The sequence below is a fragment of the Flavobacterium piscisymbiosum genome (assembly GCF_020905295.1).
GTDB classification, from domain to species: Bacteria; Bacteroidota; Bacteroidia; order Flavobacteriales; family Flavobacteriaceae; genus Flavobacterium; species Flavobacterium piscisymbiosum.
This window is the reverse complement of sequence record NZ_JAJJMM010000001.1, coordinates 3,398,653-3,413,117: the sequence shown is the minus strand read 5'-3', so window position 1 is coordinate 3,413,117 and position 14,465 is coordinate 3,398,653. Positions and strand designations below refer to the sequence as shown.

Annotated in this window: 10 protein-coding genes; 8 read left to right on the top strand and 2 right to left on the bottom strand. The window is 33.7% G+C overall.

All coding sequences use genetic code 11. The annotated features are described in order from the left end of the window. The first annotated feature begins 144 nt into the window (after positions 1 to 144). Both LNP81_RS14900 and LNP81_RS14895 read left to right on the top strand, forming a co-directional pair. Positions 145 to 2,130, top strand: a complete 1,986-nt coding sequence (locus tag LNP81_RS14900) for a DUF349 domain-containing protein (protein WP_230037128.1) — start codon at positions 145 to 147, stop codon at positions 2,128 to 2,130. A gap of 515 nt (positions 2,131 to 2,645) precedes the next feature. Continuing rightward, positions 2,646 to 3,065 carry an OsmC family protein gene (locus tag LNP81_RS14895; RefSeq protein WP_065447992.1) on the top strand — a complete coding sequence of 140 codons (420 nt, stop codon included), beginning with the start codon at positions 2,646 to 2,648 and terminating at the stop codon, positions 3,063 to 3,065. A gap of 71 nt (positions 3,066 to 3,136) precedes the next feature. On the opposite strand, the gene LNP81_RS14890 is transcribed toward LNP81_RS14895, so the two are convergent. Both LNP81_RS14890 and gyrA read right to left on the bottom strand, forming a co-directional pair. Further along, positions 3,137 to 4,405 (bottom strand): tetratricopeptide repeat protein, encoded by a 1,269-nt coding sequence (locus LNP81_RS14890; protein WP_230037126.1) that lies wholly within the window; start codon positions 4,403 to 4,405, stop codon positions 3,137 to 3,139. Between the two features lie 40 nt (positions 4,406 to 4,445). Continuing rightward, positions 4,446 to 7,088: a DNA gyrase subunit A gene (gyrA, locus tag LNP81_RS14885; protein WP_230037124.1), complete on the bottom strand. Its 2,643-nt coding sequence runs from the start codon at positions 7,086 to 7,088 to the stop codon at positions 4,446 to 4,448. A gap of 258 nt (positions 7,089 to 7,346) precedes the next feature. Between gyrA and LNP81_RS14880 the strand changes: the two genes are divergently transcribed. The 6 genes from LNP81_RS14880 (at position 7,347) to LNP81_RS14855 (ending at position 14,390) form a co-directional block, all read left to right on the top strand. Beyond that, on the top strand, positions 7,347 to 9,893 hold the full coding sequence (locus LNP81_RS14880; RefSeq protein ID WP_230037122.1) for an ATP-dependent Clp protease ATP-binding subunit: 2,547 nt from the start codon (positions 7,347 to 7,349) through the stop codon (positions 9,891 to 9,893). A 143-nt stretch (positions 9,894 to 10,036) separates the two neighbouring features. Continuing rightward, positions 10,037 to 11,410: a 30S ribosomal protein S6--L-glutamate ligase gene (rimK, locus tag LNP81_RS14875; RefSeq protein WP_230037120.1), complete on the top strand. Its 1,374-nt coding sequence runs from the start codon at positions 10,037 to 10,039 to the stop codon at positions 11,408 to 11,410. A gap of 99 nt (positions 11,411 to 11,509) precedes the next feature. Beyond that, entirely contained in the window at positions 11,510 to 12,025 is a 516-nt protein-coding gene (locus tag LNP81_RS14870; RefSeq protein WP_230040918.1) for a DUF421 domain-containing protein, read from the top strand. 105 nt (positions 12,026 to 12,130) lie between these two features. Continuing rightward, positions 12,131 to 12,466, top strand: coding sequence for a PadR family transcriptional regulator (locus LNP81_RS14865; protein WP_065447952.1), 336 nt, complete (start codon positions 12,131 to 12,133; stop codon positions 12,464 to 12,466). Next, on the top strand, positions 12,463 to 13,080 hold the full coding sequence (locus LNP81_RS14860; RefSeq protein ID WP_230037118.1) for a DUF1700 domain-containing protein: 618 nt from the start codon (positions 12,463 to 12,465) through the stop codon (positions 13,078 to 13,080). The genes LNP81_RS14865 and LNP81_RS14860 overlap by 4 nt, the downstream gene beginning before the upstream one ends. Beyond that, positions 13,077 to 14,390, top strand: a complete 1,314-nt coding sequence (locus tag LNP81_RS14855; protein ID WP_230037116.1) for a serine hydrolase domain-containing protein — start codon at positions 13,077 to 13,079, stop codon at positions 14,388 to 14,390. Before LNP81_RS14860 ends, LNP81_RS14855 begins: the two co-directional genes overlap by 4 nt. Positions 14,391 to 14,465: the final 75 nt, after the last annotated feature.

The window sequence follows — 14,465 nt, the reverse complement described above, 5'->3', positions numbered from 1 at the left end:
AAAAACCCATATCATATTCCTAAAATACCTGAATAAATAGGAATTTCGTCTTAAAAAAGCGTATAAACAAACGATTTATTTTGTATTTAGAAACACCTTTAGTATCTTTCGCTCTGTTTAAAATAAAAACCTTATACATTTAAAATGTTAGAAGAAAAGAATGATAACCTGCAGGAAGCAGACGGAAAATTAGAAATCGGGATTAGCGATTCTACGCAAGATAATGCAATTGAAACATCGGAGCCTGAAACAGCTGCTGAAATTTCAACTTCTGAAACTGAAGTAGAAAATACAGCCGAAGAAACAGAAGCCAATCATCAGACTGCATTAGACGCCATAACAAATTCAAACGCTGAAGAAAGTGAAGATGAAACGCTAAAAGAGCGTCATGATATTCCTATGCAGGATTATGATACTTTTGCTATGGATGCGCTTGTAGACGAGCTTAAAAAACTGATCTCTACAGATAAAGTAATGTCTGTAAAAGATCATATCGAAGAAATCAAAAAATCATTTTTATTACAATACAACCACCTTATAGAGGAGAAAAAAGAAGAATTTAACGCTTCTAAACAAGACCCGAATGAGGAATTTGAATATCATTCTCCGTTAAAATCGAAATTTGACGAATATTATAATGTTTTTAGAGAAAAACGAAATGCACATTTCAAGCATTTACAAACCAATCTAAAATCGAATTTAGAAGAGAGACTTGCAATAGTTGAAGAGCTAAAAGAGCTTATCAATCCGCAGGAAAACATCAAAGATACCCTTAAACATTTTAATGATTTAAGAGAAAGATGGAAAAATGCCGGAGCAATACCAAAAGACAAATACAATCACGTTTGGAATAATTACCACTTTCATGTAGAGAATTTTTATGATTACCTACACTTAGATCGTGAAGCAAGGGATTTAGATTTTAAATACAATCTGGAACAAAAACAAAAAATTATTGCACGTGTTGAAGAATTAACAAACGAAACCGACATTAGTAAAGCGTTTCGTGAATTACAGGATTTACACAGAATCTGGAAAGAAGATATTGGTCCTGTTTCTAAAGAACACCGTGATACAATCTGGAATAAATTTAGTGAACTAACTAAAAAAATCCATGACAAAAGAGAAGTTTTGTTTGAAAGCCAAAGAGCAAACGAGCAAAATAATCTTGAAACTAAAAAAGAAATCATTGCAAAAATTGAAGTTTTAGGAACCGAAAAGGTAAACTCTCATTCACAATGGTTAGTACAAATTCAGAAAGTAGAAGCGCTTAGAAATGAGTTTTTTGCTGCCGGAAAAGTACCTTCAGATGTAAACGAAGAAACCTGGGCTGCTTTTAAAACTGCCGTAAGAAACTTTAATTCTTTTAAAAATTCATTTTACAAAGACATTAAAAAGGATCAAAACGACAATTTGAACAAAAAAATGGCTCTTGTTGCAAAAGCCAAAGAACTACAAGAAAGTACAGATTTTGGTGCTACTACTCCTGTTATGAAACAAATTCAGGAAGAGTGGAAACAAATTGGTCACGTTCCTAAAAAATATTCAGATAAAATCTGGAAAGAATTTAAAGATGCTTGTAATCATTATTTCGATAAATTAAAAGAACACAAATCAGAAGAAAATGTTGATGAGGTAGCGGCTTTTGATAATAAAAAAGCATACTTAGACATTTTAAGAGCTTACCAGCTTACCGGTGATCACAAAACTGATCTTGATGCTATTAAAGCACATATCGAAATCTGGAAAGGCTACGGAAAAGTACCTTTTTCAAGACGTCATATCGAAGGAAAATTCAATAAAATCCTGGATGCCCTTTTTGAAAAATTAAGTCTGAGTAAAAAAGAAACTGAAATGATGCGTTTTTCAAACAGAATCGATTCTTTATCTGATAGTAACGATACTCGTAAATTAGATAATGAAAAGATCTTCCTGATGCGTAAAATTGAAGAAGTTCAAAATGAAATTTTCCAGTTAGAAAACAATATTCAGTTTTTTGCCAATACTAAAAATGCTAAAAAAGAGAATTCAATTGTTCTTGAAGTTCGTAAAAACATTGCTATTCACAAAGAAAGCCTTGAACTTTGGAAAGACAAACTGAAACAATTGCGTAATTTAGGTCAGGAATAATACTTTAAGTTTCTACAATAAATAAAAAGGTGTAATGATGTTTTCATTACGCCTTTTTTTTGTGCAGTAATTTTTTTACCGCAAAGAGCGCTAAGATTTTACGCAAAGTTCACTAAGTTTTTTTTTAAATATTTCAATACAATATAAAGTTCTCCAAGCTTTATTTCAATAAACTACACACTGTATAGTTTGTCAATCCCGAGGAACGAGGGATCTCCGTAAGCTGCCCGGCAATTTAGGAAAAACTCTTTGCATTAGTTTCTTGCAGAGATCCCTCGTTCCTCGGGATTACAATATTGTCGATTATAATTACGATGAAACACAAAACTTTGCTCCCGATAGCTATCGGGATTGCGGTTAAGTTCGCTCCAACATTTATCTCATTTCAACCTGAAACTTAACAATGTATTATAATTTCATGAAAAAATTTCTGTAAAATATTGATTATATTTGATAAACCACATTATCTATTGATAATCAACAAATTCAATTATTAATCCTAATAACAACGAAAAATGAAATTTACAAGAAAAGCAAATGCCAACTGGAAAGGAACTGGCATGGAAGGAACTGGAAAAATCAGTACACAAAGTACAACATTAGATAATGCTCAATTATCATTTAAAACAAGATTTGCAGACGGAGTTGGAACAAATCCTGAAGAATTGGTTGCTGCAGCACATTCGGGCTGTTTTACAATGCAACTAAGCTTTTTACTTAACGAAGGTGGTTTTACAGCAGATGATTTAAATACAGAAGCGACAGTTACTTTTGAGGACGGAACGATAACATTAATCCATTTGGATTTAAAAGGGAAAGTTCCCAATATTACTGCTGAAGAATTTGAAAAAACAGCAGCAAAAGCAAAAGAAATTTGTCCTATCTCAAAATTATTAAATACGACAATTACACTTTCTGTAACTTTAGAAAGTTAAGATAAATTTCAAGGCAAAAAAAAACCATTCGCCGCGGCGAATGGTTTTTTTATACTTAAATCTTTTTAGAATTACATTGTAGCTTTCAATGCTTTTGCTTCAGCAGTCATTTCTAATGCTTTGTAAACCCCCAATAATGTTTTAGAAACATCTTCGTTTTTAGGATCTAATTCATTTGCTTTTTTAAGGTAAGGAATCACACCTTTAAAAACGTTTTCTCTTTGTGCTTTCAACACATCGTAACGCTTCATATCTTTTGCAGAAGTACCCAATTTATTCATCTCATCAATAATTGGTTTTTCAGCTTCTAATTTTAAAGCTGCCAGGTTAAGATAAGCATTTGTATATTTTGGATTGATTTCAACAGCTTTCAAATAATATTTCTCAGCATCAGCATTATTTTTTGCATTAGCACTAAGAACTCCTAAATTGAATACTAAATCAGCATTGTTTGGATCTTTTTGTAAAGCTTCACCAACTAATTTTTTGTAAGTATCAAAATCTTTAGACTCTAAATACAAGTTAGCTTCAGTAAGAATCAAAGAACTATCATCCGGATTTGCTTTTCTTGCATCTGCGATTGCTTTTTTAGCATCTTCGCTACGTCCTTTTTGAACTAAAATTAACGCAAGATTTTTGTAAATCTCTCCTCTTTTTGAAGGAATAGCTTCTGTTTGAGGTTTTTCGTGAGTTCCTAATTTTACAGCTAAATCTCTGTCTTTAGCACTATTGAAAGCATCTTCGTTACCTGAAATTTTATTTACAGCAGTATAGCTAGTTCCTTTTCCAGAATAGTTTAATTGTTTCAACTCTTCGTACATTGGCAATGCAAGATCAAAATCCTGAGCATTTACTGCTGTAGAAGCTGCATAATACAAATTGATTGTATCTTTTTTCTCTAACAAATAAGCATCATACAATTTTTTCGCTCCTTCAGTATGTTTACCAGCCTGAGAATCTGCGATAGCTGAATTAATCAACTTTCCTTTGATCTCCGTAATTGAAGCTGCAGCCTGAGTAGAATATTTTAATTTTCCTGAAGCTTTTTCAACATCAATTAACTTTTTATAGTTTTCTGCAGAAAGAGATAGGTTTTTACTTTCATCTATTTTTTTATTAGCTAAATCTAAATAAGCATTAGCTTTTACAGAATAAAATTGAGCCTGCTCAACATCTTTAGCATTTGCTACCATATTTTCCGCATCATTCAGGATTGTAATTGCTCCCTGAGCATCCCCTCCTTTTAACGCTTTTTCAGCACTTTTTATCTGATCTTTTTGAGCAAAAGTAGCTACTGAAATCAATAATGCTGACGCAAGTATTACATATTTACTTTTCATAATATTCAATTTGTGTATTTAATTATAAGTGGTTTACTTTTTATTCCTCAGACTCTTCTTCTTCAGCGTCATCTTCGTCTTCTACTTCTTCATCAGAATCATCGTCGTCGTCATCTTCTACAGGACCTTCGTCCTCAAGAACTTCTAAATCCGGTTTTACTCTTTCGATAGCAGATTCAATAACATTTCCGTCTTCATCAACAACAACTTCCGCAACATCATCTTTCATAACTTTTGTTACAGCAGCAATAGAATCTTTACCTTTTAAGTTAATCAATCGAACACCTTGTGTTGCACGACCCATTACACGTAAATCTTCAATCGCCATTCTAATTGTTAATCCTGACTTGTTGATAATCATTAAATCATCAGCATCCGTTACATTACTAATAGAAATTAATTTTCCGGTTTTCTCTGTGATATTAAGTGTTTTAACACCTTTACCTCCACGGTTTGTAATTCTGTAAACATCTTCTCCATCGTCATCAACTAATTTAGTACGTTTACCGTATCCGTTTTCAGTTACAACCAAAATCTGTGTATCGTTTACATTTTCTTTGTCAACTGTAACCATACCAATTACTTCATCAGTATCGTCTTTTAAGGTAATTCCGCGAACTCCTGAAGCTGTTCTTCCCATCGGACGCGTTTTAGTTTCCTCAAAACGAACCAATTTACCAGACTTAACAGCAAGGATAATTTGGCTTTCTCCGTTTGTTAATTTAGCTTCAAGTAACTCATCACCTTCTTTAATTGTAATTGCAGCAACTCCATTTACCCTTGGTTTAGAGTATTTCTCTAAAGAAGTTTTCTTCACCTGACCTTGTTTCGTTACCATTACAAGATTATGACTATTGATATAATCTTTATCTTTTAAGTCTTGTGTACAAATGAAAGCTTTTACTTTATCGTCACTTTCAATATTTACTAAATTCTGAATCGCTCTACCTTTTGCAGTTTTGCTTCCTTCAGGAATTTCATAAACACGCATCCAGAAACATTTTCCTTTTTGCGTAAAGAACATCATATATTGGTGATTGGTTGCAACGAACATATGCTCAAGGAAATCCTGATCTCTTGTTCCTGCACTTTTTTGTCCAACTCCACCTCTATTTTGAGTTTTGTATTCTGTTAAGTTAGTACGTTTGATGTAACCTGCATGCGAAATTGTAATAACTACATTCTCATCTGCGATCAAATCTTCGATACTTACATCTCCACCAGAATATTCAATAGTAGAACGACGTTCATCTCCGTATTTCTCACGGATTTCTTCCAGTTCTTCTTTAATTAAATTCGTTCTTAAATCTACATCTGCTAATAAAGCTTTCAAATGTTCGATTAATTTCATCAATTCATCGTATTCAGCTCTTAACTTATCTTGTTCCAGACCTGTTAACTGACGTAAACGCATTTCAACAATGGCACGTGCCTGAATGTCAGATAAATTAAATCTTTCGATCAATTTCTCACGAGCTTCTTCTGTATTTTTAGAACCTCTGATGATCGCAATAACTTCATCAATATTATCAGAAGCAATAATTAATCCTTCTAAAATATGGGCTCTTTCTTCGGCTTTACGCAATTCAAAACGAGTTCTTCTAACTACTACATCATGACGGTGCTCAATAAAATAATGAATCATATCTTTTAGATTCAACATTTGTGGGCGACCTTTTACTAATGCAATATTGTTTACACTAAAAGAAGATTGTAATGATGTAAATTTATATAAGGTATTCAATACTACGTTTGGCGTAGCGTCACGTTTCAGGATATAAACGATACGCATACCGTTTCTGTCAGACTCGTCACGAATATTCGCAATACCTTCGATTTTTTTATCGTTAACTAAATCAGCCGTACGTTTGATCATTTCGGCTTTATTCACCTGATATGGAATCTCTGTTACGATGATACATTCTCTTCCGTCAACTTCTTCAAAACCAACTTTCGCACGCATTACAATACGTCCTCTACCGGTTTTAAAAGCTTCACGAACTCCTTCATAACCATATATTACACCACCGGTTGGAAAATCGGGAGCTTTAATATGTGTCATTAATTCGTCAACTTCAATATCGTTATTATCAAGATACGCTAATGTACCATTGATAACTTCAGTTAAATTGTGTGGAGGCATATTGGTTGCCATACCTACCGCAATACCTGTTGCTCCGTTTACTAATAAAGTAGGAACTCTTGTAGGCATTACTTTTGGCTCATATAAAGTATCGTCAAAGTTCAATTGAAAATCAACTGTTTCTTTTTCGATATCTGCCATAATATCTTCAGATATTTTACGCATTCTGGCCTCAGTATAACGCATTGCTGCAGGGCTATCACCATCTACAGATCCAAAGTTACCCTGACCATCCACTAATAAATAACGCATACTCCATTCCTGAGCCATACGAACCATTGCATCATAAACAGAAGTATCCCCGTGTGGGTGATACTTACCCAGAACCTCTCCTACGATTCTTGCAGACTTTTTGTGGGCAGATCTTGAAGTTACACCTAAATCATACATTCCGTAAAGAACTCTTCGATGCACTGGTTTCAAGCCATCTCTAACATCAGGAAGCGCTCTCGATACAATTACTGACATCGAATAATCGATGTAAGCAGATTTCATTTCATCTTCAATGTTAATAGGAATTAACTTTTCTCCTTCAGACATAAGTTGTTATGTTTAAATAATTATATTAGTTTCAAAGCGTGCCAAGATACGTTTTTTTGGAATTTTTTCAGCTATTTACTTACACTTATTTCAATGATTTATTAACAACTTTATTTTCGCTTTTGGTTAATAAATTAAGCGTATTTTAACGCTTTTATTGTTATTTTTTTCGTCCCTTAGCTGTCAGGAGTTCCTTAAGGGTATGGTTTTTGTTTTTCAAACACTAATTCACTAAATTTACAATACCAATTATATATTATGGATGATAATTTTTCACCAAGAGTAAAAGATGTTATTACCTACAGTAAAGAAGAAGCCTTACGTTTGGGCCACGACTTTATTGGTACTGAACATCTAATGCTAGGCATTTTAAGGGATGGAAACGGAAAAGCTATTCATATACTTAATAACCTTGCAGTCGATCTAGATCATTTACGCAGGAAGGTAGAAATACTGAGCCCGGCCAATCAAAGCGTTGAAGTAAATGCAGAAAAGAAAAATCTTCATCTTACCCGCCAAGCGGAAAGAGCACTGAAGACAACGTTTCTCGAAGCTAAAGTATTTCAGAGCTCGTCGATTAGCACAGCGCATCTGCTATTGTGTATCTTACGAAACGAAAACGATCCAACAACCAAGCTATTGAATAAGCTAAAAATAGATTATGACATAGCTAAAGAACAATATTTAAATATGACTCCAAACGAAGAAGAATTCTTAGAAAACTTGCCAAGAAACGAATCGTATAATGACGATTCAGGACAAGATGACAGTCTTAAAGAAAGTAGTTTTAATAATCCCGCCAATAAGTCAAACAAAAAATCCAAGACTCCGGTTTTGGATAATTTTGGGAGAGATTTAACAGAAATGGCCGAGGAAGGAAAACTAGATCCGGTTGTAGGACGCGAGAAAGAAATTGAACGTGTTTCTCAAATTCTAAGCCGTAGAAAAAAGAACAACCCGCTTCTTATTGGAGAACCAGGAGTTGGTAAATCTGCTATTGCAGAAGGACTGGCACTTCGAATTATCCAAAAGAAAGTTTCTCGTATTCTTTTCAACAAACGTGTGGTAACTCTTGATTTGGCTAGTTTAGTAGCCGGAACAAAATACCGTGGTCAGTTTGAAGAAAGAATGAAAGCCGTGATGAACGAATTAGAGAAAAATGATGATATCATTCTTTTTATTGATGAAATTCACACGATTGTAGGCGCTGGCGGAGCAACAGGTTCTCTTGATGCTTCGAACATGTTCAAACCTGCTTTGGCAAGAGGAGAAATTCAATGTATTGGTGCTACTACTCTTGATGAGTACAGACAATATATTGAGAAAGACGGAGCTCTTGAAAGACGTTTCCAGAAAGTAATTGTTGAACCAACTTCTGTTGAAGAAACAATCGCGATCCTAAACAACATAAAAGACAAATACGAAGATCACCACAATGTAACTTATACTCAGGAAGCTATTGAAGCTTGTGTTAAATTAACAAACAGATATATGTCTGAGCGTTTTTTACCGGACAAAGCTATTGATGCTCTTGACGAAGCCGGATCTCGCGTACACATTACTAATATTGATGTTCCTAAACAAATTCTTGATTTAGAACGTCAGTTAGAAGAAGTTCGCGAAATGAAGAACATGGTAGTCAAAAAACAAAAATACGAAGAGGCTGCCAAACTTCGCGATGATGAAAAACGCATCGAAAAAGATCTTGCTGTTGCACAAGAACAATGGGAAGAGGATTCTAAAAACAACAGAATTGAAGTTACAGAAGATAATGTAGCTGATGTTGTTTCTATGATGACTGGAATTCCTGTAAACAGAATTGCACAAACAGAAAGCAATAAACTGGCTAAATTACCTGAATTGATTCAGAATAAAGTAATTGGTCAAAACGAAGCTGTTCTTAAAATTGCACGTTCTATACAACGTAACAGAGCCGGACTTAAAGATCCTAACAAACCAATTGGTTCGTTTATTTTCCTTGGTCAGACTGGAGTTGGTAAAACACAATTAGCAAAAGTTTTAGCAAAAGAATTATTCGATTCTGAAGATGCGTTAGTTCGTATCGACATGAGTGAATACATGGAAAAATTTGCGATCTCTCGTTTAGTTGGAGCGCCTCCGGGATACGTTGGTTACGAAGAAGGTGGTCAATTGACTGAAAAAGTTCGTAGAAAACCATATTGTGTGGTACTTTTAGACGAGATCGAAAAAGCGCATCCGGACGTATTCAATATGATGCTTCAGGTTTTAGATGACGGATATTTGACAGATAGTTTAGGTCGCAAAATCGACTTTAAAAACACTATCATTATTATGACATCTAACGTTGGAGCGCGTCAGTTGAAAGATTTTGGACAAGGTGTAGGATTTGGAACTGCTGCAAAAGTAGCTCAGGCCGATGAAAACTCAAAAAGCATTATCGAAAATGCATTGAAAAAAACCTTTGCTCCTGAATTCTTAAACAGAATTGATGATGTAATCGTATTTAACGCATTAGAAAAAGGCGACATCGATTTGATTATCGAAATCGAACTTGCAAAACTATATTCTCGCATTGCTGAATTAGGATACAAGCTAAATCTTACTGATAAAGCCAAAGCATTTATTGCTGAAAAAGGTTTCGACAGACAATTTGGAGCAAGACCTCTAAAAAGAGCAATCCAGAAATACGTTGAAGATTTATTGGCAGAAGAAATCATAACTTCAAAAATACATTCAGGTGATGAAATCTTAATGGATTTAAAAGATGATTCTCAAGAACTTTCAGTAGAAATTCATAAAGCCGAGGAGCCAACTAATCAATAAATTAGTTTAAATCTATAACAAATTTAATTTACCCGTTACGTTTTCATAACATAACGGGTATTTTTTTTAGATAATTTACTATCTTTAGTAAAAGCAAATAGCTATTTTTGGCTATTAATCTCTATAAAAACAAATAATAACGTATGCTTCAAAATAAAGTCATTTTAGGTAGCGAAGAATGGTGCTCATTTCCAGAACTAGGAATCCCGACAATCAAGGCTCGTGTCGATTCCGGTGCTAAAACTTCGGCAATGCACGCTATAAACATAGCTCCTTTTATAAAAAATGATGCCAATTGGGTGAAATTTGATATTAATCCAATTCAGAATAATATTAAAACCATCATCCATTGCGAAGCTCCGTTGGTTGATAAAAGAATTGTAAAAAGTTCAAGCGGTTTTAGAGAACACCGTTACGTTATCCAGACCAGCATTAAACTTGGCGACATCAAATGGCCAATAGAAATGACCCTGACCAACAGGGATTCAATGGGTTTTCGCATGCTTTTGGGCCGCGAAGCCATGAGCGGACGTGTACTGGTTGATCCCGAAGAAAAATACATGTTGGGTCAGCCTACAACCGAAGCTTTAAAAGAATTATACCAAAACTCTGAAAAAGCAACTTCAGGTTTACGAATTGGGCTTTTAGCCAGTAATCCGGAATTATACAGCAATAAAAGAATCATGGAAGCGGGTGAAATGCGCGGTCATGAAATGCATTTTTTGAATATCAAGGAGTGCTACATGAAACTGGATGCCAAAACTCCAGAAATTCATTACCGTGGTGGAAAAATATTAAATCAGTTTGATGCTATTATTCCACGTATTCGACCAAGTATTACTTTTTACGGTTGTGCATTAACACGTCAGTTTGAAGCTTTGAAGGTTTTTGTTTTAAATTCGGCTACAGCCATAACACAATCGCGAGATAAGCTATACTCCTTGCAATTGCTTTTGAATAACGGAATCGACATACCAACAACCGGTTTTGCCAACTCTCCTTTGGATACTGACAACTTAATCAAAATGGTTGGAGGATCTCCTTTAATTGTAAAATTATTAGAAGGAACACAAGGTAAAGGTGTTGTTTTGGCAGAAACCAAAAAAGCTGCAGAAAGTGTTATCAATGCTTTTAAAAGTTTAAATGCCAATATCCTGGTTCAGGAATTCATTAAAGAAGCGAACGGAAAAGATATTCGTTGTTTTGTAATCGACGGAAAAGTGGTTGCAGCGATTCAGCGTGAAGCGATGCCCGGAGAATTCAGAGCAAACATTCACCTTGGCGGAACTGCATCTATTATCAAAGTAACTGCCGAAGAGAAAAAAATTGCTATAAAAGCTGCAAAAGCAATGGATTTGAAGGTAGCAGGAGTTGACATTATTCGTTCTTCAAAAGGGCCATTATTACTTGAGGTAAACTCTTCTCCGGGACTTGAAGGAATCGAAGGCGCAACCAATAAAGATATTGCCGGCGAAATGATCAGAGCAATCGAGAAGAATTTTAAAATAGTCAGTTAGTTCACCCTAACTTAATATTATATATTTATTTTAGCAGCTTTGTCAAAGTTTTGAACTTTGACAAAGCTTTTTTTTTATTATTTAAATCTTTAAAAAATGATGCTATACCCTTACCTGGATATTATTGCAAGAAGTATTGCTGTTTATTTTTTCATGACAATTGCATTGAGAATCTTTGGAAAAAAAGAACTTTCTCAACTGAATACGGCCGATATCATTCTGATTTTATTGATTAGTAACTCCGTTCAAAATGCAATGGTTGGGCCTGACACCAGTCTTTCAGGAGGTTTAATTGCCGCTCTGGCATTGTTTATCATTAATTACATTATAAAAAAGCTTACACACAAATACAAAGGTCTGAACAATTTATTATTAGACAAACCCGAAATCCTGATTCATAACGGAATAATAGATTTTAAAACTTTGAGTAAATTAGACATTTCGCACGAAGAATTAAAAGAAGCGGCACGTGAGCATGGTTTAGAACATTTGACAGATATAAAGCTTGCTATGTTAGAAATAGACGGTACTATTAGTATTATTTCTGAAGACAAAAAGAATATCAAACAAACACACTACAAACGTAAACACAATCATAAAAATCTACAGAAATAAAATTACAACATTTTAATTATTTGATTTACAGTTAATTAAAATGTTTTAATTAAAAACCTAGCTATATACTTTGTTATACTATGTATTTTGTTATACATTAGCAGAATGAACGAAACATTTGTAACAAACTGGAAATCGCAGGTAAAGAAGGGTACATTGACTTTCATTATCCTGAACGTGCTCAAAAATCATGAGTACTACGGTTATGAACTTATCGAACAAATAAGAAAACATACTGAAATAGAAATTGCCGAGGGAACGCTTTATCCTTTGATGAATCGTCTAAAAACCGAAGAATTGGTAGATTCAAAATGGGTAGAACAAGAAACAGGCATTCCCAGAAAGTATTATTCATTAACCGAAGCCGGAATAGAAACTCTAAGTCAGATGAATATTTACTGGGAGAATCTTGAAAAATCAATCAAAAAAATCATTCAATGAGAATAGAAGACATCAAATTCGAACAAAAAGCTTCGCAAAGGATTTATAGCGATTATATGAAGCGTATTAAAAAAGCAACAGCTTCGTTATCAAAAATAAGTCAGGATGATATTTATATGGAATTTAACAGCCATATTTTTGAAGCTATTCAATATAAAAATCAAGAAAACGAAATAGATTCACTTTTAGACATTATCGAAAAATTAGGAGCACCAGAAGAGGTTTTAAAACCCCTTGTTGCCGATAAAAAATTAGAACAAGCCACAAGAACATTTAATCCTGTTCATGTTTTCAAAGCTTTGATCTTAAACTTTACCAATGGTATTTCGTATGTTTTTTTCTTTGTTTTGTACCTTTTCCTTTTTGGTTTTGTATTCCTGATTTTTGCAAAAATCTTCAATCCAAATCTTGTAGGCCTTCATATGAAAGATGATTCCTTTTCTGTTTTTGTATTAGGAATAATGAGTCAGGAAGACAAAATTAAAAATCATACGCACGAAGTATTGGGTAACTGGTTTATTCCTGTAATGTTATTAGCAATCGTAATTTTCTATTTTCTTATCACCCTTTTATTAAAGTTCAAAAAATCAATTAATCAAAAATCATCATCATGAAAAAAATCATCAGCTGCTTGTTTGCTCTCGTCTTTACGAGTGCATTTTCTCAAACCTTCAATGCAAAAAAACTGGATAGTTTGTTTCTTCTTTTAGAGAAAAACAACAAATACATGGGAAGCATTGCCCTTTCTGAAAACGGAAAAACAATTTATACAAAATCAATTGGTTTTGACGATGTTGCGACTTCAAAAAAATCAAGTATAAATACAAAGTACAGGATTGGTTCCATCTCTAAAACATTTACTGCAACGCTTATTTTTAAAGCGATCGAAGAAAATAAAATCGCTTTAAATCAAACTATTGACAAATATTTTCCAACGGTAAAAAATGCCAAAACAATTACAATTAGTAATTTATTGAACCACAGAAGCGGTATACACGATTTTACAAACGACGATGATTACCTAACCTGGAATACTGAATATCAATCGAGAGCTAAAATGATCGAACGAATTGCAGCCGGCGAAATTGCTTTTGAACCAAACACAAAAGGACAATACAGCAATTCTAACTATGTTTTATTATCTTTTGTATTAGAAGATATTTACAAGAAATCTTTTGGTGAAATTTTAAACCTAAAAATTGTTAATCTATTAAAATTAAAAAACACTTATTTAGGAAAAAAAACAAATATCGCGAACAACGAATGCTATTCGTATACAGCTGAGAATGGGAAATGGAAAAAAGAAAGCGAAACAGATATGTCTATTCCGCTTGGTGCCGGAGCAATTGTTTCTAATCCAACTGACTTAAACATCTTTTTTGAAGGTCTTTTTGCCGGAAAAATTATTTCAGCAGATCATTTAAATCAAATGAAAACTGCACAAGATAAATTTGGAATGGGATTATTTGAATTTCCTTACTACGAAAAGAAAAACTACGGTCATACCGGAGGAATCGATGGTTTTAAATCTGTTGCAGGCTATTTTCCAAATGAAAAACTAGCTTTAGCCTTAACTTCAAACGGTTTAGATTACGACATTAATAACATCTTATTATGCACTTTAAACTCCTATTTTAATAAACCATTTACAATGCCGGTTTTTGGAAGCGTTGCTGTTAGTCCGGAAATTCTGGATTTGTATTCCGGAACCTATGGTAGTACACAAATTCCAATAAAAATAACGATCTCAAAAAAAGACAATACATTAATCGCACAAGCTACCGGACAACCTTCTTTTCCGTTAGAAGCCACAAGCACCAAAGTATTCAAATTTGATACTGCGGGTATTGTTCTTGAATTCAATTCTGAAAAAAAGGAAATGATTTTAAAACAAGGCGGTCAAGAATTCTTGTTTACCAAATAGTAAATACACAATTACATGTTTAACAAAAAAAGCTAGTTTTAATAAAGAAACTAGCTTTTTTTTATTTTTAAAAAT

What these genes read in the sequence shown, in the direction of transcription:
- LNP81_RS14900 (WP_230037128.1), top strand. Translation starts at nt 145, where the DNA reads ATGTTAGAAGAAAAGAATGATAACCTGCAGGAAGCAGACGGAAAATTA.
- LNP81_RS14895 (WP_065447992.1), top strand. Translation starts at nt 2,646, where the DNA reads ATGAAATTTACAAGAAAAGCAAATGCCAACTGGAAAGGAACTGGCATG.
- LNP81_RS14890 (WP_230037126.1), bottom strand. Translation starts at nt 4,405, where the DNA reads ATGAAAAGTAAATATGTAATACTTGCGTCAGCATTATTGATTTCAGTA.
- gyrA (WP_230037124.1), bottom strand. Translation starts at nt 7,088, where the DNA reads ATGTCTGAAGGAGAAAAGTTAATTCCTATTAACATTGAAGATGAAATG.
- LNP81_RS14880 (WP_230037122.1), top strand. Translation starts at nt 7,347, where the DNA reads ATGGATGATAATTTTTCACCAAGAGTAAAAGATGTTATTACCTACAGT.
- rimK (WP_230037120.1), top strand. Translation starts at nt 10,037, where the DNA reads ATGCTTCAAAATAAAGTCATTTTAGGTAGCGAAGAATGGTGCTCATTT.
- LNP81_RS14870 (WP_230040918.1), top strand. Translation starts at nt 11,510, where the DNA reads ATGCTATACCCTTACCTGGATATTATTGCAAGAAGTATTGCTGTTTAT.
- LNP81_RS14865 (WP_065447952.1), top strand. Translation starts at nt 12,131, where the DNA reads ATGAACGAAACATTTGTAACAAACTGGAAATCGCAGGTAAAGAAGGGT.
- LNP81_RS14860 (WP_230037118.1), top strand. Translation starts at nt 12,463, where the DNA reads ATGAGAATAGAAGACATCAAATTCGAACAAAAAGCTTCGCAAAGGATT.
- LNP81_RS14855 (WP_230037116.1), top strand. Translation starts at nt 13,077, where the DNA reads ATGAAAAAAATCATCAGCTGCTTGTTTGCTCTCGTCTTTACGAGTGCA.